The following is a 23,155-nucleotide window of genomic DNA, read 5'->3' as shown; positions in this document are numbered from 1 at the left end:
TCTACCTACTTTGCGTAGACCAGATCGCGCAGCGCGAGCGACAGCGAGGGCACGTAGGTGATGACCATCAGGCAGGCCAGGATGACCAGCACAAAGGGCAGCAGGTGCGTGACGATGCGGTCGAGCGAGATGCGCGCCACCGTGCAGGCGGCGAACAGGTTAACGCCGAACGGCGGCGTGATCATGCCGAGCGCCAGGTTGACCACCATGATCAGGCCAAAGTGCACCGGGTCGATGCCGAAATGCTGGGCCACGGGCGCCAGGATGGGCGCCAGCACGATGATGGCGGCGCTGGTCTCGATGAACATGCCGATCAAGAACAGGGCCGCATTCACCCCGAGCAGGAACAGCGCGGGCGACTGCAGCACCTCCTGCAGCCAGCGGCCGATCGCGTCGGGCACGCCGGCGCGCGTGATCAGGAAGGCGAACAGCCCGGCGTTGGCGATGATGAACATGATCACCGCCGACGAGAGCACCGATTTGCGCAATATCGCGGCCAGGTCCTGGGGCTTGATCTCGCGGTAGATCACGACGCCCACCACCAGCGCATAGAACACCGCCACGGCCGAGGCCTCGGTGGGCGTGAAGATGCCGCCGTAGATGCCGCCCAGGATGATCACCGGCATGAGCAGCGCCCAGCCGGCCTGCAGCGTGGCGCGGCCGAGCGGCATGCGCCCCGTGCCGTCGTTCTTGCCCCAGCCCTTCCATTTGCAATAGAGCCACACGAACAGCATCAGCGCGCCGCTGATGAGAAAGCCCGGGCCAAAGCCCGCGATGAACAGTTCGCCGATCGACACCTCGGCGCTCACGCCGTAGAGGATCAGCGGAATCGACGGCGGAATGATCACGCCGAGCTCGGCGCTCGTGGCCTGCAGCGCGGCGGCGTAGCTGGTCGGGTAGCCGTGCTTGATGAGCGCGGGGATCAGGATGGCGCCGATGGCGAACGTGGTTGCCACCGACGAGCCCGAGACCGCCGCAAAGATCATGCAGGTCAGCACGCAGGTCATGGGCAGGCCGCCCTGCACGCCGCCGACGATGCTCTTGGCGAACTCGACCAGGCGGCGCGAGATGCCGCCGGTCTCCATCAGGTTGCCGGCGAGGATGAAGAATGGAATGGCGGCCAGCGGAAACTTGTTGATGGAACCGAACATTTCCTTCACGGAAATCAGCATGTGCGCGTTCGACGCCTGGATGCCCAGGATGGCCGCCAATCCGATGGACACCGCAACGGAAACGGTGAGCGCGAAGCACACCACCATGGTGGAGATCATGACGCTGGTCATTGCGCGGTCTCCAGTTCCATGCGGCGCGGATCGATCAGGTTGCCGATGATGCCGACCACGCAGAACACACCACCGGCCGGCATCGCCAGATAGGCCCAGAACATCGACACCGATTCGAGGCCCGCCATGCTCTGCACGGCGCCGCGCTGGGTGTAGTCCCAGCCCCACCAGATGATGATGGCGATCAGCGTGAGCGCGGCGAGCGCCACGACCCATTCCAGCACGCGCTGCAGATGGGGTGGACTCCAGCGGTAGAGCACGTCCACGCTGACCATGGCGCCCTGGCGGAAGGCCGCCGGGATGCCGAGGAACACCATCCAGATCAGGCTGAAGCGGATCAGCACCTCGGTCCACTCGGCGGGTTGCTCGAACACGAAGCGCATCAGAATCTGGAACATGCCGAGCGCGGACGCGATGGCGAGCATGGCGCAGGCGCCCCACATGGCGACCGACGTGCACCAGCGTTCAAAAGTAAGGAATTGATTTTTCATGGGACTGCACGGGCGCGCCGGGATGCTCACCCCAAAGAGCAGAGTTTTGGAATGAAAACGCCCGTTGGTGCAATACCGACGGGCGTTGATAGCTATGAAAAGAGAAGTTGGATCGACTTACTTTACGTTGCGGATCTTGTCGAGCGTGGCCTTGCCGAACTGCTTTTCGAACTCGGCGTTCACGGGGGCGAGCGCCGCCACGAACTTGGCCTTGTCGATGGTGTCGATCACCGTCATGCCCTTGGCGCGCAGGTCGGCCACGCCCTTCGCGTCGTCCTCGTCCACGCGCGCGCGGTTGGCCTTGGTGCCTTCCTTGGCGGCGTCGAGGAAGGCCTGCTTGTCGGCGGCCGAGAGCTTGTCGAAAGACGCCTTGTTCATCACGAAGATGCAGGGCGAGTAGACGTGGCCGGTGAGCGTCAGGTGCTTTTGCACCTGGTCGAACTTGGCCGAGATGATGACGGGCAGCGGGTTCTCCTGGCCGTCGACGGTGCCCTGCTGCAACGCGGTGAACACCTCGGGGAAGGCCATGGGCGTGGTGATGATGCCAAAGCCCTTGTAGGCGGCGATGTGCACCGGGTTCTCCATGGTGCGCATCTTCAGGCCCTTGAGGTCGGCCGGGTCCTTCACATCGCGCTTGCTGTTCGTCATGTGGCGAAAGCCGTTCTCGGCCCAGGCCAGGGCCTTGAAGCCCTTGGCGTCGAACTTGGTCAGCATCTCCTGGCCGATGGGGCCGTCGAGCACGGCGCGGGCGTGCGCCTTGTCGCGGAACAGGAAGGGCACGTCGAGGATCTTCGTCTCGGGCACGAAGTTGGGCACCGGGCCGGTCGAGCTGAACGCCAGCTCCTGCGTGCCCAGCTGCACGGCTTCGATGGATTCGCGCTCGCCGCCGAGGGCGCCGTTGTAGAAGGTCTGCACCTTGTAGCGCCCGCCCGTGCGCTTTTCGACTTCCTTGGCAAACGTATCGATGGCCACGCCCTGGTGCGAGTTCTGCGCCGTCGAGATGCTGATGCGCATGGCGGTCTGTGCGGATGCGGCGGCAGCAAAGCCGAGCGCGAGGCCCAGGCCGAGGGCGAGTTTGGTCAATTGCATGGAGTCTCCTGTCGGGATTTTTGCGGGGGTTGGGCGGGGTGCCTGCCACGGCGGGCGTGCGGCGTGCCACTCGCAAAAATTATGGCGCTGCAACATGGCCAGGGACATCGGGGTTTGCGCGGGTGTGCTAGAAAAGGCCGTGGTGCAGGGGGAGACGGGATGCCGCAGGGGGCGCGGGCTTGCCAGGCGCCCCCGGAGCTGGCGGTAACCAGTCGGGGGCCTGTCGGTTTGTGCGCTCCGGTAAAAGCGCCTTGATGGTTCAAGTATGGTGCGGCGGGGGGAGACGGTTTTTCTGAATTTGCGACGTTTTTCTGAGAATGCAGAAAATTATTCTGACAAATCGCCATTCTGTGAATAATGCGGCGAATGGATCGATTGGACAGAAAAATTCTCGCCGTTCTGCAGGGCAATGCGCGCGCCAGCCTGCACGACATCGGCCAGGCCGTGGGCCTGAGCCCCTCGCCCTGCTGGGGGCGCATCAAGAAGATGGAAGAGGCCGGCGTGATCGAGGGCTACACCGTGCGCCTGAACCCGCACGCCCTCGGGCTGGGCGACACGGTGCTGGTGCAGGTCACGCTCGACAGCCACTCCGACAACACGCTGGAAAAGTTTGGCGAAACCTTGGCCAGCATTCCCGAGGTGATCGAGGCGCACCTGGTGTCGGGCGACTACGACTACCTGCTGCGCGTGGTGGTCAAGGACACGCGCGACTACGAGCGCCTTCTGCGCGAGAAGCTCTACAAGATCAAGGGCATCCGCCACAGTCGCTCCAGCTTCGTGCTGCGCACGCTGAAGAAAGCCGATCTGCCGCTGTTCGCCGATTGAGTCTGTTTTAGGTCAAATCGGCCTCTAACGCTTTCTGGTAAAGCGCCAGCAGCTGTCGATTTTGATGTTGAAGGCCTGTCTGCAGCCCCGGAAGGAGCGCAGGCAGGTGCCACGGGCTCAGCCCAGCAGCAGCGCGTCGTCGGCCAGTTTTTCGCCGCGCACCTTCTCGAACATCTTGAGCAGGTCGGGCACGTCGAGGCGGCTGCGCTCCTCGCCCGACACGTCCAGCACCACCTGGCCCTGGTGCAGCATGACGGTGCGCTCGCCCACGTCAAGGGCCTGGCGCATGCTGTGCGTGACCATCATCGTGGTGAGCCGGTTTTCGGCCACGATGCGGGCCGTCAGCTGCAGCACGAAGTCGGCGGTGCGCGGGTCGAGCGCGGCGGTGTGCTCGTCGAGCAGCAGGATGCGCGAGGGCTGCAGCGCCGCCATCAGCAGGCTCACGGCCTGGCGCTGGCCGCCCGAGAGCAGACCGATGCGGTCGGTGAGGCGGCTCTCCAGCCCCAGGCCCAGCGTGGCCAGGCGCGCGCGGACGGTCTCGCGCAGTGCGGTCTTGACGGCGCTGCGCAGGCCGCGGCGCGTGCCGCGCTGCTGCGCCAGGGCCATGTTCTCTTCGATGGTCAGGTCTTCGCAGGTGCCGGCCATGGGGTCCTGGAACACGCGGGCCACGCGCGATGAGCGCTCCCATACGGGCAGGCGCGTGACGTCGCTGCCGTCGATGGTGACGCGGCCGCTGTCCACCGCCAGGTCGCCCGAGATGGCGTTCAGGAAGGTGGACTTGCCGGCCCCGTTGGAGCCAATGACGGTGACGAACTGGCCGGCCGGGATGTCGAGCGACATGCCGCGCAGCGCGCGCATTTCGATCGGCGTGCCGGGGTTGAAGGTGATTTCGAGGTTTTGGGCGCTCAGCATGGGTCTTCTCTCGGGTGCGCTCAGTTCGGGCGGCGTTTGGCCAGCTTGCGCTTGAGCTGGGGAATGACCAGCGCGATGGTGACGAGCACGGCGGTGACCAGGTTCAGGTCCTGCGCCTTGAGGCCGATGAAGTCGCTGTTGAGCGCCAGCGCGATGAAAAAGCGGTAGACGATGGCACCGATGACGACGGCCAGCGTGGCGTAGATCAGGCGGCGCGACGGCAGGATGCTCTCGCCCACGATCACCGCCGCCAAGCCGATGACGATGGTGCCGATGCCCATGGAGATGTCGGAGCCGCCCTGCGTCTGGGCAAACAGCGCGCCCGCCAAGCCCACCAAGGCGTTGGAGACGGCCATGCCCAGCAGCACCATGGCGCCGGTGTTGACGCCCTGCGAGCGGGCCATGCGCGCATTGGAGCCGGTGGCGCGGATCGCCAGGCCCCGTTCGGTCGAGAAGAACCAGTCCATGAACAGCTTGGCGGCGATGACGATGACGGCCAGCAGCAGCGGGCGCGCCACGTAGTCGTCCATGCCGGCGGGCTGCAGCAGGGTGAACAGCGTGGGGTCGTTGATGAGCGGCACATTGGGGCCGCCCATGACGCGCAGGTTGATCGAGTACAGCGCGATCATCACCAGGATGCTGGCCAGCAGGTCCATGATCTTGAGGCGCACATTGAGCCAGCCGGTGACGAGCCCGGCGAAGGCGCCCGCGGCGGTGGCGGCCAGCGTGGCGAGCCAGGGGTTGACGCCCGAGGAGATCAGGATGGCGCAGACCGCGCCGCCGAGCGGAAAGCTGCCGTCCACGGTCAGGTCGGGAAAGCGCAGCAGCCTGAACGAAATGAACACGCCCAGCGCCACGAGGCTGAAGATCAGGCCGATTTCAATGGCGCCGAGCAGGGAAAAGAGAGACATGGACGGCCAACGGTGGAATTAAAAGAAAGCAGGAGCCATGCGGTGCATGGCCCCTGCCGGTGGGTTGCGCCGTGCGGCGCCCCAAGGGCGCTCAGGCGCTCATTGCACCACTTGCGCGGCCGACTTGACGAGCGCGTCGGACAGCTTCACGCCCTGCTTCTCGGCGGCGCCGGGGTTCACGAACAGCTCCATCTTGGTGCTCACTTCGGGCTTGATGTCGCCGGGCTTCTCGCCCTTGAGGATGCGCGCGACCATGCGGCCGGTCTGCTCGCCCAGGTCGCGGTAGTTGATGCCGAAAGCGGCAATCGCACCGCGCTTGACGCTGTCGGTGTCCGAGGCGACGAGCGGGATCTTGGCTTCCTGGCCGACCTTGACCAGCGCTTCGTAGGCCGAGACCACGTTGTTGTCGGTATTGGTGTAGATCACGTCGACCTTGCCGATCAGGCTGCGCGCGGCGCTGCCCACGTCCACCGAGCGCGGCGCGGCGGCTTCGACCAGCGTCATGCCCAGCTTGGGCAGCAGCTCTTTCATCTGCTTGATCACGACCACCGAGTTGGCTTCGCCGGGGTTGTAGACCATGCCCACGCGCTTGGCATTGGGCACGACCTGCTTGACCAGGTCCATCTGCTTGTCGAGCGCCAGCAGGTCGGACACGCCGGTCACGTTGGTGTGCGAGGCGTTCCAGCTGGGCACGAGCTTGGCGGCGACGGGGTCGGTCACGGCCGAGAACACCACGGGCACGGTCTTGGTCGAGGCGATCACGGCCTGGGCCGAGGGCGTGGCGATGGCGACGATGGCGTCGGGCTTGTCGCCAACGAACTTGCGCGCGATCTGCGCGGCCGTGCCGGTGTTGCCTTGGGCGCTCTGGTACTGCCACTTCAGGTTCTTGCCCGATTCGAAGCCCGCTTCCTTGAGGGCGGCCTGCACACCGTCGCGCACGGCGTCGAGTGCCGGGTGTTCGACGATGGCCGTGACGGCGACCGATTTCTGCTGGGCGTGGGCCGGTGCGATGAACGCCATGGCCAGTGCCAATGCGCCCAGGGGTGCCCAAGACATTTGCTTCATTTCCATCTCCAACCTTGTATCTGTCGTTGTGTCCTGCTTGATTCCGAGAAGGCCCGCGCAGGAGGGTCGCCGGGCCCCGCGGGCGAGTCTACTGCAGCGCAGCGAGGGAGCAGGGGTGGCGCGCCGCGCAGTCAGCGCGCTGGAGCGTGCTTGCGCCCTTGCGCGCGCCGGATGGCCCAGCCCAACACGAGCAGCACGATCAGAACAGCGATGGCCATGCCCCAGCGGGCCAGCTGGACCAGGGTGTTGTCCGGGGCGTTGCTGCGCAATCGGGCCACCTGGCTTTCGGTGACGCGGGCCTGGGGATTGCCGTATTCCTTGAGCAGGTAGTTGCCCAGGGTGCTGATCTGCGGATCGGTGAGCTCGTGCGCGAAGGCCGGCATGATGCTGTCGCGGCCGTGCCGCGGCACGCCTTGCAGGATGGACAGCACGAGGTTGTTGGTGTTGCTGCGCCCCAAGGTGCTGTGGTGAAACAGCGCGGGCAGCTTGCCGTCGGCGCTGCCTTGCGCCTGCGCCTGGTGGCAGCTGGCGCAGAGCGCGTCGTAGAGCTGCGGTCCGGTCATGCTGCCGAGGTTTTGCGGCAGTGCCACGCCGCGGATGCTGGCCAGCTGGTCCGTGGCCTGGCCCCAGGAGTAGGCGGGCTGGGTAGCGGCGGGGTCTGCGATGGCGGGCGTGGATTTGAGGTACACGGCCATCGCGTGCAGGTCGGCCTCGGAAAGTCGGCTGAGGCTGTGGTCCACGGCTTCGGCCATCGGGCCGCCGCTGGAGCCTTTGCCGACCACATGGCCTTCGCGCATGTAGCGCACCAGTTCGTCTTCGGACCAGCCACCGATGCCGCCCTGGGGGTCGGACGAGATGTTGGGCGCATGCCATGGCCCGGCTTCACCGCCGCCCAGGCTGCGCTTCGGGTCTTCGGCCATCAGGGCGTTGCGCGGCGTATGGCAGGCGCTGCAATGGGCCAGGCCCTGCACCAGGTAGGCGCCCCGGTTCCATTCGGGCGTCTGCTGTGCGTTGGGCTGGTAGGGCGTGGTGTCGAGGAACAAGGCATTCCACACGGCCAGGGAGGCCCGGATGCTGAAAGGGAAAGGCAGCTGGGTGGCCGGGGGGGCGCTGTCGATGGGCGCGACGCCGTGCATGAAGTAGGCGTACATCGCCGCCATGTCATCGTCGGTGGTCTTGGCATAAGCCGTGTACGGCATGGCCGGGTACAGGTAGGCCCCGTCGGCGCGCCGCCCCTGGCGCAGGGCGGCCGTGAATTGCGCCAGCGTGTAGTTGCCGATGCCCGAGGTTTTCGAGGGCGTGATGTTGGTGGAGTAAATGGCGCCCAGCGGGGTGGCGATAGCCAGGCCGCCGGCCATGGCCGCGCCTTGGGGCGCTGTATGGCAGGCCACGCAGTCGCCCGCCGTCGCGAGGTAGCGGCCGCGTTCGACCAGGTCTTGGGGTGCGGTGGCCGGGGCCTGGGCCCGGGCGCTGAGCGCCACCAGACACAGGGCCGCAACCAGGCCGGTGCGAAGACAAGAGTTCAGGCAAGTGCGCATGCTCAGCTCCTGGCGCTGGGGGCTGCGGCGCGCGGCACCGGCTGGCCGGTCTGCTGCGCCAGCAGGTGCTGCGCGCTGCGCAGGGCCACCGCGATGCCGTTTTGCGTCGAATTGCAGGTGGAAGAGGTGGGCAGCACGCCGGTGCCGGCGAGGTACAGGTTCTCGTGGTCGTGGGCCCGGCCCCATTCGTCGCACACCGACACGGCCGGGTCAGTGCCCATGCTCACGGTGCCGCAGATGTGCTGGTTGTTGGCGAAGTCGCCGTCCTTGCTGAAGCGCAGGTTGGTGCCGCCCATCAGCTCGGCAATGCGCTTGAAGTCTTGCTGCGAGCGCACATGGCCGGCGCGGGTGTAGTCGTCGATCGAGTAGTGGGTCTGCGGCTTGGGCAGGCCCATGGCATCTTTCTGGTCGCTGAGCGCGATGCGGTGCTCGGGCCTGGGCAGCACCTCGAGCACGTTCTTGACGTTCATTTCGCGGGCGGCGCTGTAGCGCAGGCGGCGTTCGAACTCGGGCCCGTACACCCCTTCGTCGATCAGCGCCCTGGTGGTCACGTCCACGCGGGAGATGTTGGTGAAGTCGAGCCGGTAGGCCGCATGCCCCGAGCGGAAGGCGCCATCGCGCATGGTGTTGATGGAATTGGGGCTCTGCGGCCCCCGGCCCAGCCACACGTCCTCGTCGGCGTCGAAGGTGAGCGAGGTGCTGGGGTGGTCCATCAGGTGGCGGCCCACCATGTCGCGGCTGTTGGCAATGCCGCGCGGGAACTTGTCGCTTTGCGACAGCAGCAGCAGGCGCGGGCTCTCCACCCCGTTGGCCGCAACGATGAAGGTCTTGCCGGTGACCCGGTGCGCCACCTTGTCGGGGTCGTAGTAGTGCGCCGCGGTGATGCGGGCAGCGGCATCGTGCTCGAGCTTGAACACATTGGCGTTCGCCTGCAGCCTGGCGCCGGCCGCCAGCGCCGCGTCCACGGACAGGCCGCCGTGGTACTGCGCGTCGATCGGGCAGATCGGCTGGCAGCTGTTGTTGCCGCAGCAGGGCGGGCGGCCATCGTAGCTGCGGCTGTTGCGGGCGGTGGTGTTGCCGACCACGTCGTATTCGGGGGCGAGGCGTTCGCGCAGGCGGCGCATCGCCCAGACCTCCGCCACCGGCTCCATCGGGAACGGTTTGCTGCGCGGCGAGCCGGTGTTGGGCGCGCCCGAGACGCCCATGATCTCCTCGGCTTCCTGGTAATACGGCTCCAGCTCGTCGTAGCCAAAGGGCCAGTCCACGCCCACGCCATAGAGGCTGTGGATGTGGAAGTCGTTGGGCACGTTGCGCCACGCCTGCGCGGCCCAGTGCCAGGTGGTGCCGCCCACCTGCCGGATGTATTCGGCCTTGTAGGGGTAGGGGCCGGCGTGCACCATGTAGCCGTTGTCTTCGGGCTGGTAGACGGGGTGCGGCGCCCAGGGCGAAGGCGGGTAGGGCGACATCCAGTCGCTGCGGCGCGGCGAATTGCGAAAGCGCGCCACCAGTTCGGCCCGCGTGACGAGCGGGCCGGCTTCGAGCATCAGCACCGAGGCGCCAGCCAGGGCAAGCTTGCGTGCCAGCAGCGCGCCGATGATGCCGGAACCGACGATGACGAAATCTGCGGAGAGGTCTTGCGGCATAGGCACCTCAGGTGTTGGGGTTGGCGCTCCAGCTGCCGGGCGCGCCGTAGGCGTAGGTGGGCGGCCTGAGCTTGTCCGAGACGGTGGCGGCATTGAGGGCGTGTTCGAAGGCCACGACGCGGGCCTGTGGTCCATCGCCCACGACACCAAGGTACCAGGCCGCCATGACCTGGCTGGGCAGTGCGGCGAAGGGCGGCTTTTCAGCGGTCAGCAGCGCTGGCAAGTTGGGCAGCAGGACTTTGCGCGTTTGCAGGAGGTCGAGCAGATCGGTGGCGTGCTGGTCGAAGCTCGTGTCGCTGGCCTGCAGCGCCTCCAGCAAGCGGCGGCCCAGCGTCGGGTCCAGCGTGTCGCGTCCGGTGAGCAGCTGGGACAAGGTCAGGAAGGTGGTCTGCGCACCGCCTTCCACCGGAAAGGCCGGTGTCCAGGGCCACAGCGCCACGGTGGCGGCGGCCAGGGCCCCGCCGATGACGTGGCGCCTGCGCAGGGCAAAGGGCGGGCTCAATGGGGTGGACGGCATGCCATTTCTCCATCGTGGGGTCACGCCCGCGAGGAGACCCCGGGGGGTGAGGTGGCGCCAGTATGTTCCTATTTCTGGGTTTGTGCCGGACCGCGGCCAGGGCGCGGAGGCGCCCGCTGCGCTGCTGCGGTGGCCGGTTTGGATGCGACATGAAAAAGGGCCTGCAACGCAGGCCCACAAAGCGCAGAGTGCTATGGTTTTTACATGCCAGAGTAGTTCGGGCCGCCGCCGCCTTCGGGCGTGACCCAGACGATGTTCTGCGTCGGGTCCTTGATGTCGCAGGTCTTGCAGTGCACGCAGTTTTGCGCATTGATCTGCAGGCGCTGGGCGCTGCCGCCCTGGGCTTCGTCGGGCACGAATTCGTACACGCCGGCCGGGCAGTAGCGCGCCTCGGGGCCCGCGTACTGGGCCAGGTTGACGTTGACCGGCACGCTCGCATCCTTGAGCGTGAGGTGGGCCGGCTGGTCTTCGGCATGGTTGGTGTTGCTGATGAACACGCTCGAGAGTCGGTCGAAGGTGAGCTTGCCGTCGGGCTTGGGGTAGACGATGGGCTTGCACTGGGCCGCGGGCTTGAGGCTGGCGTGGTCGGGCGTGTGGCGGTGCAGCGTCCACGGGATGTTGCCCTTGAGCACGAACTGCTCGATGCCGTTCATCAGCGTGGCGGTGGTCAGCCCCTTCTTGAACCAGGCTTTGAAATTGCGCGCCTTGTTGAGCTCGGTGTAGAGCCAGCTGTCCTCAAACGCCTTGGGGTAGGCGCTGAGCTCGTCGTGCTGGCGGCCCGCCTGGATCGCGTCGAACGCGGCCTCGGCGGCCAGCATGCCGGTCTTGATGGCGGCGTGGCTGCCCTTGATGCGGCTCACGTTCAGGTAGCCGGCCTCGCAGCCGACCAGCGCGCCGCCGGGGAACACCGTCTTGGGCAGCGACATCAGGCCGCCGGCCGTGATGGCGCGCGCGCCGTAGCCGATGCGCTTGGCCGGCTTGATGCCCTTGGAAGCGTCGCCTTCAAGGTACCAGCGGATGTTGGGGTGGGTCTTCCAGCGCTGGAATTCCTCGAACGGGCTCAGGTAGGGGTTGCTGTAGTCCAGGCCCGTGATGAAGCCCAGCGCCACCTTGTTGTCTTCGGCGTGGTAGAGGAAGGCGCCGCCGTAGGTGTCGGCGTCCATCGGCCAGCCGGCGGTGTGCAGCACGAAGCCGGGCTGGTGGCGGGCCGGATCGATCTCCCACAGCTCCTTGACGCCGATGCCATAGGCCTGCGGATCACGGCCCTCGTCGAGCTTGAACCGGGCCAGCAGCTGCCGGCCCAGGCTGCCGCGCGCGCCCTCGGCAAAAATCGTGTACTTGGCGTGCAGCTCCATGCCCAGCTGGAAGTCGGCCGTGGGTTCGTGGTCCTTGCCCACGCCCATGTTGCCGGTGGCCACGCCCTTGACGGAGCCGTCGGCGTTGTAGAGCACCTCGGCCGCAGGAAAGCCGGGGAAGATCTCCACGCCCAGGCCCTCGGCCTGCTCGGCCAGCCAGCGCGTGACATTGCCCAGGCTGACGATGTAGTTGCCGTGGTTCTGGAAGCACTCGGGCAGCAGGAAGTTGGGCGTGCGGAATGACGATTTTTCGCCCAGGAACACCATGGCGTCGTCGGTGACGGGCTGGTGCAGCGGTGCGCCCAGCTCCCTCCAATTGGGAAACAGCTCGGTCAACGCCTTGGGGTCCATGATGGCGCCCGAGAGAATGTGCGCGCCGGGCTCGGAGCCCTTTTCGAGCACCACGACCGAGAGGTCCTTGCCGCTGTGCGCGGCAAGCTGCTTGAGACGGATGGCGGTGGACAGGCCGGCAGGGCCGCCGCCGACTACGACCACGTCGTATTCCATGGCTTCGCGGGGGCCGTACTGGGCGAGGATTTCTTCGTTGGTCATGAGCGTCTCGTCGGGCGTTTGATAATGGAGGATTCTCAGCAGACAGGGCCTGCAGGCTCTGTCTGGCGCGCGACTGATTGTATTGGGGGCTGCGCACACAATCGAACGTGCGTCCTACCACTGAACAATGGCCGAACAGTCCAAGAGGTGTCCATGGCTTACAGCATCGATTTATCAGGCCGCGTGGCATTCGTGACCGGCGCCTCCAGCGGCCTCGGGGCGCAGTTTGCGCGCACGCTTGCGGCCGCTGGCGCGGGCGTGGTGCTGGCCAGCCGGCGCCTGGAAAAACTCAAGGACCTGCGCGCGCGCATCGAGGCCGAGGGGGGCGACGCGCACGTGGTCGAGCTCGATGTGACCGACCCCGACTCCATCAAGGCGGCCGTCGCCCACGCCGAAACCGAGATGGGCTCGATCGACATCCTGGTCAACAACTCGGGCGTGAGCACCACGCAGCGCCTGCAGGACGTGACGCCTGAGGACTACGACTTCATCTTCGACACCAATGTCAAAGGCGCCTTCTTCGTGGCGCAGGAAGTGGGCAAACGCATGATCGCGCGCTCGCGCGGCGCCGCGCCCGGGGGCTTCACGGGCGGGCGCATCATCAACATCGCCTCTATGGCGGGGCTCAAGGTGCTGCCGCAGATCGGCGTCTATTGCATGAGCAAGGCGGCCGTCGTGCAAATGACCAAGGCCATGGCGCTGGAATGGGGGCGCTTTGGTATCAACGTCAACGCGCTGTGCCCGGGCTACATCGACACCGAGATCAACCACCACCACTGGGAGACCGAGCCGGGCCAGAAGCTCGTGGCCATGCTGCCGCGCAAGCGCGTCGGCCAGCCGCAGGACCTGGACGCCCTGATCGTGCTGCTGGCCAGCGACCAGAGCCATTTTGTCAACGGCGCGGTGATCGCGGCCGACGACGGTTTTGCGGTGTGACGGCGGGTGCTGGCGTGAAGATCGAGATTCCCGAAACCAAAAAGCTGGTGCACGAACTGCGCTTTCCGGTGCGCTGGGGCGACATGGATGCCATGGGCCACGTCAACAACACGGTGTACTTTCGCTACCTGGAGACCGCGCGCATCGAGTGGATGTACAAGGTGGGCTGCACGCCCGACCCGCAGGGCCAGGGCCCGGTGATCGTCAACGCGTTCTGCAATTTCTACCAGCAGCTGCAGTACCCCGACGAGGTGTTGCTCAAGCTGTATGTCAGCGACCCGGGCCGCACCACGTTCGAGACCTGGGGCACGCTCGAGCGCGTGGGCGAGCCCGGCGTCATCTGCGCCGCCGGCGGCGCCACCACCATCTGGGTGGATTTTCCCCGGCAAAAGGCCGAGTCCTTGCCCGACTGGATGCGGGCCCTGGTCACAGCCTGATTTTTGAATGAAAAGTGGCTGCAGCGCTTTCAGGGTAAGCGTTGGAGGCTATCAAAAAGATAGTATTACTTCTGCCGCGGCACGCGGCCCATCAGGTAGAACTCGGGGTTGGGCTGCATGCCGGCAAAGCTCGCCATGCGGTTGGACAGGCCAAAGAACGCGGTGATGGCGGCGATGTCCCAGGCGTCCTCGTCGTCGAAGCCGTGCGCGTGCAGCGCGGCGAAGTCGGCGTCCTCGATCTCGTGCGAGCGCTGGCAGACCTTCATAGCGAAGTCGAGCATGGCGCGCTGGCGCGGTGTGATGTCGGCCTTGCGGTGGTTGACCGTCACCTGGTCGGCCACAAAGGGTTTCTTCTCGTAGATGCGCAGAAGGGCGCCGTGCGCCACCACGCAGTACAGGCACTGGTTGGTCGCGCTGGTGGCGGTGACGATCATCTCGCGCTCGCCCTTGGTGAGGCTGCTGGTGCGGCCCGCGCTTTCGGGATCCATCAGTGCGTCGTGGTAGGAAAAAAAGGCTCGCCACTCGGCCGGGCGCCGCGCAAAGGCCAAAAACACGTTGGGAATGAAACCGGCTTTTTCTTGCACTTCCAGCACTTTGGCCTGGATGTCTTCGGGCAGGGTGTTGAGGTCGGGAAAGGGGTAGCGGGTCAAGTCGGTCTCCTGTTGTCGTGCACCGGCAGTATCACGGATGCCATTGGGCGGCGCGCACCAGACGTTGCGAAGGTGGTGCCGTGTTGCCGGCCAGTGCGTACGAAAGGCGGGTGGCTGCGGCGATCACGGTCTGTGCGAGGGCTTCGAGCTTGGGGGCAGGCAGGCGCGATGCCGGGCCCGAGATGCACACCGAACCCATGAGCCGCCAGTGCATGCCGAACACCGGGGCCGTCACGGTGGCTACGCCTTGTTCGCGCTCGCCGATGGACCAGTGGTAGCCCTTTCGGCGGATTTCTTCATACGCTTTGCCCGGCTCTCCCGAGAAGGCCAGAATCACCCGCCCAGGCGAGCCCTTGTCCAGTGGCAGGCCCTCGCCCATGCGTGCATGGTGGCGCAGAGCCTGGGGACCTTCCACGCGCACCAGGCAGGTGCGCACCTGGCCCTCGCGCACGTAGAAAGCAGAGCTTTCACCCGTAGCGTGTGTCAATTCGCGCAGCGCGGGTTCGAGCACGTTTTGTACGTCAAACCCCGCCCGGTAGCGCGCTCCCAGCCAGCCTGCGGCGGGGCCCAGGCGCCAGTCGCCGTCTTCGCGCTGCACCATGAAGCCCGACTGCGCAAGCGTGCGCGCCAAGCGCAGCACCGTGCTCTTGTGCAAGCCGCAACGGCGGCTCAACTCGGCCAGGGAAAGGCTGGATTCGCCCAGGGCAAACGCTTCCAGCACATGCAGGGCTCGGGTGACCGCGGCGACGCCCCCGGCGTCGTTGCCGACTATCGGTGCGGCAGTGTTGCCGGGGAAGGACGGACCAGGCGGCGTTGGTTCGGCACTGGCCGAGGCCGTTTTCTGTGGGTTGCCCATGGTGCAATTCGTTTCGTTGTGCGCAACGCCATTGTATGGATTGAAACGCCTACGTACAGTCGCGCCCCACGGCCTCGGACCCGAATGCCGACGCCGTGACGATCACCACAACGGAGACAAATCCATGCCAATTTCATCGCGTTCGCATTCCTTTGCCACACGTCTGTGTGCAACCTTCTTGGGCCTTGCCGCTGCTGTCTTGCCCACCGGGGCGGCCTGGGCGCAGGCCGCCTATCCGAACAAGCCGATCCGCTTCATCGTGCCATTCCCACCCGGCGGCGGCACGGACATGATTGCCCGTACCGTGGCGCAGAAGCTGACCGATCAGAACAAGTGGAATGTGATCGTGGACAACCGCCCTGGTGCGGGCGGGAACCTGGGTGTGGATGCCGCGGCCAAGGCTGCCCCTGACGGCTACACCCTGGTCATGGGCCAGACCAGCAACTTGGCCATCAACCCCTCGCTCTACGCCAAGCTGCCCTACGACCCCCTCAAGGACCTCGTGCCCGTGGCGCTGGTGTCGTCTTCGCCCATCGTGATCGCTGCACCCGCCAGTTCCCCGTACAAAACCTTTGCCGACGTGGTGGCCGCCGCCAAGAGCAAGCCCGACGTCGTCACCCTGGGTTATTCCGGCAACGGCACCGTGGCCCACCTGTCCGGTGAACTGGCCGAGAACGCCGCCGGCATCAAGCTGCGCCACATCCCCTACAAGGGCGCCTCCCAGGCCATGACGGACCTGCTGGGTGGGCAGATTGATTTGTACATGTCGTCGGTGCCCACGCTGCTGGGCCAAGTGCGCAACGGCAAACTCAAGGTAATTGCCATCACCTCGGCCAAGCGCGCAGCCCAGTTGCCGGATACACCCACTCTGGCAGAGTCGGGCTACAAGGGCTTTGAGGCAGTGACCTGGTTCGGAATCCTTGCACCGGCTGGAACGCCTGCGCCCATCGTGGCGCAGCTCAACAAGGCTATCAACCAGGCGCTGCAACAGCCCGACGTGGCCGACAAGCTGCGCTCCGAAGGCGGCGATATCCTGGGCGGGACCGCAGAACAGTTCGGCCAACTGCTGCGCACTGAAGTGCCCCGCTGGGCCAAGATCGTCAAGGATTCGGGCGCGAGCCTGGACTGACGCGGCCTCCAACGTCCCCAGCATGAGCGACTTCGTGGTCGAGCAGAGCCAGACCGTGTTCGCGTCTGCCACGTCGCCACCGTGCAGCGCCTGAGCCAGGAAGTCGGCAAGGCGCTCGGATACCCATAGAAGGTGGACTCCGTCCCAGAACAGGGTCATCCGGGCCGGCATCAAGGCCGATTAAGGCCGGGTTCCGCCGTACTACCGCACCACTCTCTATTTCTTCTTTTTCCTCTTCATCGGACTGAACCACCATGAGCCCACTTTCCGAAGTCATCCGTGACATCGAGCGCGTGAGCGCCGAGGTCGTGAACAAAGCGGCGACCTTCCAGGCCGCCATCCTGGCCGACGTGGCTGGCCGACGCGGCACCATGCACAGCCGCGTGGCGCCCGTGCACCATGACATGAAGGTCGCCGGCCCGGCCTTCACCGTCGAGGTGCGCCCGGGCGACAACCTCATGATCCACGCCGCCATCGCACTGGCCAAGCCCGGCGACGTGCTGGTGGTCGACGGCAAGGGCGACCAGACTGCCGCGCTGATGGGCACGCTGATGCTCAGCGCCTGCAAGAAGCTGGGCCTGGCTGGCGTGATCGTGGATGGCGCCATCCGCGACAGGCTGGAACTGCTGGATCTGGGCTTTCCCGTGTTCAGCGCCGGCTTCAACCCTGCCGGTCCGACCAAGTATGTGCCCGGCCGCATCAACCACCCGATCTCGGCCGGCGGCGCCATGGTGAACCCGGGCGACCTGGTGGTGGGCGACGCCGACGGCGTGGTCGTCATCGAGCGCGCCAAGGCGCCCGCCATGCTGGCGCTGGCCGCCAAGAAGGTGGCTGACGAAGCGGCGCGCATCGCAGCCATCGCGCGTGGCGACACGGCCTCCAAGTGGCTGCCAGCCGCTTTGCGCGCCGCGGGTGTGCTCAAGGAAGGGGAGTTGCTGTGAGCGCCGCCATCATCGTCACGGGCGCCGACCTGGCGCAGCAGGCGCTGGACCTGCTCAGCGGGTACGAGATCGTCTATGCAGGAAAGACACCCACCGAGGAGGATCTGGTGGCGCTGTGCCAGCGGCACGACCCCGTGGCCATCATCGTGCGCTACGGCAAGGTGGGCGCAGCGGTGATGGATGCGGCGCCCTCGCTCAAGGTCATCTCCAAGCACGGCAGCGGCACGGACACGATCGACAAGGTGGCAGCCCAAGCGCGTGGCATCGAGGTGGTGGCCGCCGTGGGTGCCAACGCAGCGGCCGTGGCCGAGCAGGCGCTGGCGCTGCTGCTGGCCTGCGCCAAGTCGGTGGTGGCGTTGGATGCGCGCATGCACGCCGGCCATTGGGACAAGGCCACGCACAAGAGCCTGGAGCTTTGCGGCCGCACCGTGGGCCTTGTGGGCCTGGGCGCCATCGGCCTGCGCTTTGCCAGGATGGCCGACGCGTTCGGCATGCGTGTCATCGGCTTCGACCCGTTCGCCAGCAACCTTCCGGCCTGGGTGCAGAGCGTGGATCTGGAGACCCTCTGGCGCGAGTCCGATGCTGTTTCCTTGCACTGCCCGCTGACCGATGGGAACCGCGGCATGCTCAACGCCGACACGCTGGCGCAATGCAAGCGCGGCGTGATCTTGGTGAACACCGCGCGCGGCGGGCTCATCGACGAAGCGGCGCTGCTGGCGGCCGTGCGCTCGGGCCAGGTGATGGCGGCGGGGCTCGACAGCTTTGCCGTGGAGCCCATGGCGGCCGGCCATCCGTTCCAGGGCGAGAAGAATTTCATTCTCAGCCCGCACATCGGCGGCGTGACCAGCGACGCCTACGTGAACATGGGCGTGAGCGCGGCGAAGAACCTGCTCGAAGTGCTGGGACGCTCGCCCGCCGCGACGGCAGCGGCGTAACCGGCTGGGCAGGGGCGCGAGCGTTGCGCGCCCGCTGTGCAGGTGACGGGCTTCGTTCCGGCTCGTCAAAAAGGAGGAGGGGCGTCTGCGGTGCCGGGAGACTCGTCGCTGTGGTCGACGTTCCACTTTCGCCAAAGGGCACTTGGCGCTTTAAGCCTGCGTCTTCAGCCCGTCACCAGCTTGTGCACCAGGTCGGCCGCGGTGGAGGCGCCGTACTTGCGCATCAGGCGCGCGCGGTAGATTTCGACCGTGCGGTGGCTGATGGTAAGCGCCTTGCCGATCTCCTTGGAGGTCATGCCTTCGAGCAGGCGCGCTGCCACTTCGCGCTCGCGGCCAGTCAGGTCGGCCTTGACCGGGCGCTGCGCGCTCAGGTCTTCAAAGCTCCAGATGCCCGACTCGTGGGGCGCTTCGCGGTTGATCGCGCGGCCCGCGACATGGCACCAGAACATCTCGCCCGTGGTGCGCTTCATGATGCGGTTGTCGGCGTAATAACCGTGGGCGTTGAGGATGGGCGCCATGCGCGCGCCCAACCTTTCGTATTCATCGGCGCTGGGGTAGAGGATCTGAAAAGACTGGCCGATCAGCACTTCGCGCGAAGCGCCGAACATCTCGCACAATTGCTGGTTGCAATCCACCATCGTGCGGTTGCGTGAGAGCACCAAGCCCATAGGAGCCATATCGAAAGCCAGCCGGTAATCAAAACCCATATAGTGCAAATCTCTACGGAAAACTACTTATAAAAATACGTAGTATCTTAACCGTACCCATTTGTACTAGGAGACCGATGTGAACAAGGTATTTCCCTCTGCAGCCGAGGCGCTGCGGGGCGTCGTTGCCGATGGCCAGTTGCTGGCCGTCGGGGGTTTCGGGCTGTGTGGCATTCCCGAGGCCTTGATCGATGCGCTGCGCGACTGCGGGGTGAAAAACCTCACGGTGATCTCCAACAATGCCGGCGTGGACGGCTTTGGCCTGGGCAAGCTGCTCAACACGCGCCAGATCCAGAAAATGATCGCCAGCTACGTCGGCGAGAACAAGGAGTTCGAGCGCCAGTACCTGGCGGGCGAACTCGAGCTCGAATTCACGCCCCAGGGCACGCTGGCCGAGAAGCTGCGCGCCGGGGGCGCCGGCATTCCGGCGTTCTTCACCAAGACCGGCGTGGGCACCGTGGTGGCCGAGGGCAAGGAGCTGCGCGAGTTCGATGGCGAGACCTATGTCATGGAGCGCTCGCTCGTGCCGGACGTGGCCCTGGTCAAGGCGCACCGCGCCGACAAGTCCGGCAACCTGCAGTTCCGCCTGACGGCGCGCAACTTCAACCCGGCCGCCGCCATGGCGGGCAAGGTCTGCATCGTGGAGGTCGAGGAGATCGTGGAAACCGGCGACATGGTGCCCGACGAGGTCCATCTGCCGGGCATCTATGTGCACCGCATCGTGCACAACCCGCACCCCGAAAAGCGCATTGAAAAGCGCACCCTCAGCGAAAAGACAGGAGCCTGATCATGCCGTGGACCCAAGACCAGATGGCGGCGCGTGCCGCGCAGGAACTCGAGGACGGTTTCTATGTGAACCTCGGCATCGGCATCCCCACGCTCGTGGCCAATTTCACGGGCGACAAGGAAGTGTGGCTGCAGTCGGAAAACGGCATGCTGGGCATCGGCCCGTTCCCGACCGAAGACCAGGTCGACGCCGACCTCATCAACGCGGGCAAGCAGACCGTGACCACCATCAAGGGGTCGTCCATCTTCGGCAGCCATGACAGCTTTGCCATGATCCGCGGCGGCAAGATCAACCTGTCCATTCTTGGTGCCATGCAGGTCAGCGAAAAAGGCGATCTGGCCAACTGGATGATCCCCGGCAAGATGGTCAAGGGCATGGGCGGTGCGATGGACCTGGTGGCGGGCGTCAAGCGCGTGATCGTGCTCATGGAGCATGTCGCCAAAAAGAAAGATGGCACCGAAGACCTCAAGATCCTGCCGCAGTGCACGCTGCCACTCACGGGCGTGGGTGTGGTGGACCGCATCATCACCGACCTGGCCGTGATGGACGTGACGCCGCAGGGCCTGAAGGTGGTCGAGCTGGCCCCAGGGGTCACGCGCGCGTTTCTGCAGTCCAAGACCGGCGTCACGCTGCTCTGATTCCCCGCGCCCAATCCAACGCACTTTGGTGGAGTGCCTGGCCGTGCGAAGGCACGGTCTGCGGCCATTCTTGGCATTCGCGCTGGATTGAACATGGAAGGGCGCCGGCGGATGCGCGAGCAGGGCGCTGCGGGCCAGGGGCATGCTGCGCCCACCCATGTCCCTGTGGGGAAAAGAGGAAATGCCGGCCGCTGTACATTGCGGCGCCCAGGCGTATAGTTTTCGGCATTGCCTCGTGAAGAAAGGCCACCTATGTGGGTGCTTCTTCTGCTGCCGTTTGTCGGCCTGCTGTACGTGCCGTTCTACAACCACGCACAGCCCGCGCTTTTCGGCTTCCCCTTCTTCTACTGGTATCAGCTGGCCTGGGTGTTCGTCACCGCGCTGCTGACGTGGCTGGTGTACCGCTACTACAAGGCGCGGGGCGGGGAGGATGCATGATGGACAACTCCCCCATCCACTGGACCGCTTTGGCGGTGTTCATCTTTTTCTTCGCCCTGGTCACGGTGATGGGCTTCGTGGCTTCGCGCTGGCAGCGGGGCCCGGCGCCGCCGCCGGGCGGTCCGCAGGGCCAGCACCTGGACGAGTGGGGCCTGGGCGGGCGCCGTTTCGGTGGCTGGATCACCTGGTTTCTGGTCGGCGGCGATTTCTACACGGCCTACACCGTGATCGCGGTGCCCGCGCTGGTGTATGCCGTGGGGGCCTACGGCTTCTTCGCGCTGCCCTACACCATCGTGGTCTATCCGATCGTCTTTGCCATCATGCCGCGGCTCTGGCGCGTGGCCAAAGAGGCCGGCCACGTGACGGCGGCCGACGTGGTCTATGGTCAATACGGCTCGCGCACGCTGGAGCTGGCCGTGGCCTTGACAGGCGTGGTGGCCACCATGCCGTACATCGCGCTGCAGCTGGTGGGCATGCAGGTGGTCATCAAGGCGCTGGGGCTGTCGGGTGAGTTTCCGCTGGCGGCGGCCTTCGTCATCCTGGCGCTCTACACCTACTCGGCCGGCCTGCGCGCGCCGGCGCTGATCGCCTTCGTGAAGGACCTGATGATCTACATTGTGGTGCTGGTGGCGGTGGTGCTGGTGCCGGCCAAGCTGGGCGGCTATGGCGCCGTGTTCCAGGCGGCTGGCGATGCCTTTGCGGCTAAGGGCGGCGCCACCGGCCTGATCCTGCAGCCCGCGCAGATGCTGCCCTATGCCAGCCTGGCGCTGGGCTCGGCCCTGGCGGCCTTCATGTACCCGCATACGCTGACCGGCATCTTCGCCGCCAAAAGCGCCGACACCATCCGCAAGAACGCGGTGTTCCTGCCGGCCTACACGCTGCTGCTGGGCCTGATTGCGCTGCTGGGCTACATGGCGCATGCCGCGCACCTGGCAATCAAGACCCCCAACGACGTGGTGCCGGCGCTGTTCGGTGCGCTGTTTCCGGCCTGGTTCAGCGGCTTTGCGTTTGCGGCGATTGCCATCGGCGCACTGGTGCCGGCGGCCGTGATGTCCATCGGTGCGGCCAATCTGTTCACGCGCAATTTCTGGAAGGCCTACGTGAACCCGGCCGTGTCGCCGCACGGCGAGGCGAAGGTCGCCAAGATCGCCTCGCTGGTGGTCAAGTTCGGCGCCCTGCTGTTCATCCTGTTCGTACCCACGCAGTACGCGCTGGACCTGCAGCTGCTGGGTGGCGTCTGGATCGTGCAGACCTTCCCGTCGGTGGTGTTCGGCCTGTTCGCCAAGGTCTTCCGGGCGCCGGCCCTGCTGCTGGGCTGGGTGGTGGGCATGGCCACCGGCACGGCGCTGGCCTTTGCCGACGGCATCAAGCCCGTGCATGCCTTCGTGCTGGGCGGCCATTCTTATGCCCTGTACACCGGCCTCAGCGCGCTGCTGCTCAATGTGCTCGTCGTGCTGGTGGCGCAGGCCGTGCTGTCTGCTGGGCGGGGGGCTGCGGCGCCGCACGCGCTGCCTGAGCGATAGGGCCGGCTCCGGCGGCTCCCTGCGCAGGGCACCGTATATTCGCTGGCAGTGCTTTGCCTTTGACCCTCTCCCATGCATGACCTGCCGACCCCCACCGATGCCAGCGCATCCGAGCTTCTTGTCGACAACGCGCCCTACCTGCGCGCGGTCACCGACCTGGCGGACAAGTGCCGGGTGGTGACCCGGGGCGCCATCTATTCGCACAGCGGCATCAAGCTCGTGGACCAGGGCACGCGCATCGACAGCCGCCTCTATGAGCGGCTGGTGCAGCACAAGCTGCGCGAGCCCATCGACACCCATCTGGTCGCCGAAGACATGGTCGACCACGCCGCTTTGGTGGCGGCGGGGCGCGGTGTGGCCCAGCAGCCCTTAACGCAATTGCTGGTGCGGGCCTTGGGTTCACCGGCCCGCCTGTTGGCGCCGCTGCCGCTGATCCCCTTGCCCGCGCCGCTCGCGTTCCGGCTCACCGTGATGCGCGAGCAGCGGCCCGACCTGTACCAGCACAGCCTGCAGATGATGATGGTCGCGGTTTTCTTGGGCGTTCAAAGCGGCATGGACGAGCGCGGCTGCGTGCCGTTGGCGACCGCCGCGCTGCTGCACGATGTCGGCGTGCTGCACATGGAACCCGCATGGCAGGATCCGCAGCACAAGGTCGTGGGCGCCGGGCGCAAGCACTTGGTGGCCCACCCGGTCACGGCCATGCTGGTGCTGCGCGCTGCGCAGGTCTATCCGCGCCCGGTGGAGCTGGCGGTGCTGGAACACCACGAACGCATGGACGGCACCGGCTACCCGCGCGGCCTGCAAGGTGCCGACATTTCGCCCCTGGGCCGCATCCTTCTGCTGGCCGAAGTCGTGGCCGCGTTCTACGAAAAGTACCCCGACATGCCAGCGCAGCAGCTGTCGCTGATGCTGCGGCTCAACCACCGCAAGTTCCCGTCCGACCTGGTGGCCCACGTGCTGCCGCTGCTGCAGCAGCCGGCGCACGCGGCGGACCGGG

Annotated in this window: 24 protein-coding genes; 11 read left to right on the top strand and 13 right to left on the bottom strand. The window is 66.2% G+C overall.

The genetic code is table 11. From position 1 onward, the window contains the following. Positions 1-5: 5 nt before the first annotated feature. The 3 genes from B2J89_RS00775 to B2J89_RS00765 form a co-directional block, all read right to left on the bottom strand. Positions 6-1,283 carry a TRAP transporter large permease gene (locus tag B2J89_RS00775; RefSeq protein WP_169167323.1) on the bottom strand — a complete coding sequence of 426 codons (1,278 nt, stop codon included), beginning with the start codon at positions 1,281-1,283 and terminating at the stop codon, positions 6-8. Further along, a complete protein-coding gene (locus B2J89_RS00770; protein ID WP_169167322.1) occupies positions 1,280-1,774 on the bottom strand; it encodes a TRAP transporter small permease in 495 nt (164 codons plus the stop codon). The genes B2J89_RS00775 and B2J89_RS00770 overlap by 4 nt, the downstream gene beginning before the upstream one ends. 117 nt (positions 1,775-1,891) lie before the next feature. After that, positions 1,892-2,863: a TRAP transporter substrate-binding protein gene (locus tag B2J89_RS00765; RefSeq protein WP_169167321.1), complete on the bottom strand. Its 972-nt coding sequence runs from the start codon at positions 2,861-2,863 to the stop codon at positions 1,892-1,894. Positions 2,864-3,229: 366 nt separating this feature from the next. Between B2J89_RS00765 and B2J89_RS00760 the strand changes: the two genes are divergently transcribed. After that, on the top strand, positions 3,230-3,688 hold the full coding sequence (locus tag B2J89_RS00760) for an Lrp/AsnC family transcriptional regulator (RefSeq protein WP_169167320.1): 459 nt from the start codon (positions 3,230-3,232) through the stop codon (positions 3,686-3,688). A 117-nt stretch (positions 3,689-3,805) separates the two neighbouring features. Here the strand turns inward: B2J89_RS00760 and B2J89_RS00755 are convergent, their stop codons facing one another. From B2J89_RS00755 to B2J89_RS00725, 7 genes are all read right to left on the bottom strand, one after another. Continuing rightward, positions 3,806-4,600 carry an ABC transporter ATP-binding protein gene (locus B2J89_RS00755; RefSeq protein ID WP_169167319.1) on the bottom strand — a complete coding sequence of 265 codons (795 nt, stop codon included), beginning with the start codon at positions 4,598-4,600 and terminating at the stop codon, positions 3,806-3,808. Positions 4,601-4,620: 20 nt separating this feature from the next. Further along, positions 4,621-5,511: an ABC transporter permease gene (locus B2J89_RS00750; protein WP_169167318.1), complete on the bottom strand. Its 891-nt coding sequence runs from the start codon at positions 5,509-5,511 to the stop codon at positions 4,621-4,623. Positions 5,512-5,610: 99 nt separating this feature from the next. Further along, positions 5,611-6,576: an ABC transporter substrate-binding protein gene (locus B2J89_RS00745; protein ID WP_169167317.1), complete on the bottom strand. Its 966-nt coding sequence runs from the start codon at positions 6,574-6,576 to the stop codon at positions 5,611-5,613. 131 nt (positions 6,577-6,707) lie between these two features. Then, the gene (locus tag B2J89_RS00740; protein ID WP_169167316.1) at positions 6,708-8,114 is read right to left on the bottom strand and encodes a cytochrome c; all 1,407 of its coding nucleotides are present in this window, start codon (positions 8,112-8,114) and stop codon (positions 6,708-6,710) included. Positions 8,115-8,116: 2 nt separating this feature from the next. Next, entirely contained in the window at positions 8,117-9,757 is a 1,641-nt protein-coding gene (locus B2J89_RS00735) for a GMC family oxidoreductase (RefSeq protein ID WP_169167315.1), read from the bottom strand. A gap of 7 nt (positions 9,758-9,764) precedes the next feature. Continuing rightward, a complete protein-coding gene (locus B2J89_RS00730) occupies positions 9,765-10,274 on the bottom strand; it encodes a sugar dehydrogenase complex small subunit (protein ID WP_169167314.1) in 510 nt (169 codons plus the stop codon). A gap of 200 nt (positions 10,275-10,474) precedes the next feature. Then, a complete protein-coding gene (locus B2J89_RS00725) occupies positions 10,475-12,181 on the bottom strand; it encodes an electron transfer flavoprotein-ubiquinone oxidoreductase (RefSeq protein ID WP_169167313.1) in 1,707 nt (568 codons plus the stop codon). Positions 12,182-12,334: 153 nt separating this feature from the next. Here B2J89_RS00725 and B2J89_RS00720 point away from each other — a divergent pair, with 153 nt between their 5' ends. Both B2J89_RS00720 and B2J89_RS00715 read left to right on the top strand, forming a co-directional pair. Further along, entirely contained in the window at positions 12,335-13,117 is a 783-nt protein-coding gene (locus B2J89_RS00720) for an SDR family oxidoreductase (RefSeq protein ID WP_169167312.1), read from the top strand. 14 nt (positions 13,118-13,131) lie between these two features. After that, the gene (locus B2J89_RS00715; protein ID WP_169167311.1) at positions 13,132-13,554 is read left to right on the top strand and encodes an acyl-CoA thioesterase; all 423 of its coding nucleotides are present in this window, start codon (positions 13,132-13,134) and stop codon (positions 13,552-13,554) included. Between the two features lie 65 nt (positions 13,555-13,619). Here the strand turns inward: B2J89_RS00715 and B2J89_RS00710 are convergent, their stop codons facing one another. Both B2J89_RS00710 and B2J89_RS00705 read right to left on the bottom strand, forming a co-directional pair. Beyond that, positions 13,620-14,204, bottom strand: a complete 585-nt coding sequence (locus tag B2J89_RS00710; protein ID WP_169167310.1) for a peroxidase-related enzyme — start codon at positions 14,202-14,204, stop codon at positions 13,620-13,622. 31 nt (positions 14,205-14,235) lie between these two features. Beyond that, positions 14,236-15,060 carry an IclR family transcriptional regulator gene (locus B2J89_RS00705; RefSeq protein ID WP_205763650.1) on the bottom strand — a complete coding sequence of 275 codons (825 nt, stop codon included), beginning with the start codon at positions 15,058-15,060 and terminating at the stop codon, positions 14,236-14,238. A gap of 124 nt (positions 15,061-15,184) precedes the next feature. Here B2J89_RS00705 and B2J89_RS00700 point away from each other — a divergent pair, with 124 nt between their 5' ends. The 3 genes from B2J89_RS00700 to B2J89_RS00690 all read left to right on the top strand — a co-directional run bounded on the left by B2J89_RS00700 (position 15,185) and on the right by B2J89_RS00690 (position 18,065). Then, on the top strand, positions 15,185-16,189 hold the full coding sequence (locus B2J89_RS00700; RefSeq protein ID WP_169167309.1) for a tripartite tricarboxylate transporter substrate binding protein: 1,005 nt from the start codon (positions 15,185-15,187) through the stop codon (positions 16,187-16,189). 254 nt (positions 16,190-16,443) lie between these two features. Then, the gene (locus B2J89_RS00695) at positions 16,444-17,130 is read left to right on the top strand and encodes an RraA family protein (protein ID WP_169167308.1); all 687 of its coding nucleotides are present in this window, start codon (positions 16,444-16,446) and stop codon (positions 17,128-17,130) included. After that, positions 17,127-18,065, top strand: a complete 939-nt coding sequence (locus B2J89_RS00690; protein ID WP_169167307.1) for an NAD(P)-dependent oxidoreductase — start codon at positions 17,127-17,129, stop codon at positions 18,063-18,065. The genes B2J89_RS00695 and B2J89_RS00690 overlap by 4 nt, the downstream gene beginning before the upstream one ends. A gap of 164 nt (positions 18,066-18,229) precedes the next feature. On the opposite strand, the gene B2J89_RS00685 is transcribed toward B2J89_RS00690, so the two are convergent. Then, positions 18,230-18,772: a PAS and helix-turn-helix domain-containing protein gene (locus B2J89_RS00685; protein ID WP_169167306.1), complete on the bottom strand. Its 543-nt coding sequence runs from the start codon at positions 18,770-18,772 to the stop codon at positions 18,230-18,232. Between the two features lie 79 nt (positions 18,773-18,851). Here B2J89_RS00685 and B2J89_RS00680 point away from each other — a divergent pair, with 79 nt between their 5' ends. The 5 genes from B2J89_RS00680 to B2J89_RS00660 form a co-directional block, all read left to right on the top strand. Further along, positions 18,852-19,559, top strand: coding sequence for a CoA transferase subunit A (locus tag B2J89_RS00680; protein WP_169167305.1), 708 nt, complete (start codon positions 18,852-18,854; stop codon positions 19,557-19,559). 2 nt (positions 19,560-19,561) lie between these two features. After that, positions 19,562-20,197, top strand: a complete 636-nt coding sequence (locus tag B2J89_RS00675; RefSeq protein WP_169167304.1) for a 3-oxoacid CoA-transferase subunit B — start codon at positions 19,562-19,564, stop codon at positions 20,195-20,197. A 252-nt stretch (positions 20,198-20,449) separates the two neighbouring features. Next, positions 20,450-20,635 carry a DUF3311 domain-containing protein gene (locus B2J89_RS00670; RefSeq protein WP_169167303.1) on the top strand — a complete coding sequence of 62 codons (186 nt, stop codon included), beginning with the start codon at positions 20,450-20,452 and terminating at the stop codon, positions 20,633-20,635. Then, positions 20,635-22,158 (top strand): monocarboxylate uptake permease MctP, encoded by a 1,524-nt coding sequence (gene mctP, locus B2J89_RS00665; RefSeq protein ID WP_169167302.1) that lies wholly within the window; start codon positions 20,635-20,637, stop codon positions 22,156-22,158. The genes B2J89_RS00670 and mctP overlap by 1 nt, the downstream gene beginning before the upstream one ends. Positions 22,159-22,230: 72 nt before the next feature. Then, positions 22,231-23,155, top strand: a 925-nt coding sequence (locus B2J89_RS00660) for an HD-GYP domain-containing protein (RefSeq protein ID WP_169167301.1), incomplete at its 3' end; no start/stop codon positions are given.

This window comes from Acidovorax sp. SRB_24 (genome assembly GCF_012931925.1).
Note: the sequence above shows the minus strand (reverse complement) of the source record. Positions and strands in the feature narration are given on the sequence as shown.

Coding starts and splice junctions, on each gene's coding strand:
- B2J89_RS00670 (WP_169167303.1), top strand. CDS start 20,450: ATGTGGGTGCTTCTTCTGCTGCCGTTTGTCGGCCTGCTGTACGTGCCG.
- B2J89_RS00675 (WP_169167304.1), top strand. CDS start 19,562: ATGCCGTGGACCCAAGACCAGATGGCGGCGCGTGCCGCGCAGGAACTC.
- B2J89_RS00705 (WP_205763650.1), bottom strand. CDS start 15,060: ATGGGCAACCCACAGAAAACGGCCTCGGCCAGTGCCGAACCAACGCCG.
- B2J89_RS00735 (WP_169167315.1), bottom strand. CDS start 9,757: ATGCCGCAAGACCTCTCCGCAGATTTCGTCATCGTCGGTTCCGGCATC.
- B2J89_RS00755 (WP_169167319.1), bottom strand. CDS start 4,600: ATGCTGAGCGCCCAAAACCTCGAAATCACCTTCAACCCCGGCACGCCG.
- B2J89_RS00740 (WP_169167316.1), bottom strand. CDS start 8,114: ATGCGCACTTGCCTGAACTCTTGTCTTCGCACCGGCCTGGTTGCGGCC.
- B2J89_RS00700 (WP_169167309.1), top strand. CDS start 15,185: ATGCCAATTTCATCGCGTTCGCATTCCTTTGCCACACGTCTGTGTGCA.
- B2J89_RS00695 (WP_169167308.1), top strand. CDS start 16,444: ATGAGCCCACTTTCCGAAGTCATCCGTGACATCGAGCGCGTGAGCGCC.
- B2J89_RS00750 (WP_169167318.1), bottom strand. CDS start 5,511: ATGTCTCTCTTTTCCCTGCTCGGCGCCATTGAAATCGGCCTGATCTTC.
- B2J89_RS00775 (WP_169167323.1), bottom strand. CDS start 1,283: ATGACCAGCGTCATGATCTCCACCATGGTGGTGTGCTTCGCGCTCACC.
- B2J89_RS00765 (WP_169167321.1), bottom strand. CDS start 2,863: ATGCAATTGACCAAACTCGCCCTCGGCCTGGGCCTCGCGCTCGGCTTT.
- B2J89_RS00745 (WP_169167317.1), bottom strand. CDS start 6,576: ATGAAGCAAATGTCTTGGGCACCCCTGGGCGCATTGGCACTGGCCATG.
- B2J89_RS00725 (WP_169167313.1), bottom strand. CDS start 12,181: ATGACCAACGAAGAAATCCTCGCCCAGTACGGCCCCCGCGAAGCCATG.
- mctP (WP_169167302.1), top strand. CDS start 20,635: ATGGACAACTCCCCCATCCACTGGACCGCTTTGGCGGTGTTCATCTTT.
- B2J89_RS00770 (WP_169167322.1), bottom strand. CDS start 1,774: ATGAAAAATCAATTCCTTACTTTTGAACGCTGGTGCACGTCGGTCGCC.
- B2J89_RS00760 (WP_169167320.1), top strand. CDS start 3,230: ATGGATCGATTGGACAGAAAAATTCTCGCCGTTCTGCAGGGCAATGCG.
- B2J89_RS00685 (WP_169167306.1), bottom strand. CDS start 18,772: ATGGGTTTTGATTACCGGCTGGCTTTCGATATGGCTCCTATGGGCTTG.
- B2J89_RS00730 (WP_169167314.1), bottom strand. CDS start 10,274: ATGCCGTCCACCCCATTGAGCCCGCCCTTTGCCCTGCGCAGGCGCCAC.
- B2J89_RS00720 (WP_169167312.1), top strand. CDS start 12,335: ATGGCTTACAGCATCGATTTATCAGGCCGCGTGGCATTCGTGACCGGC.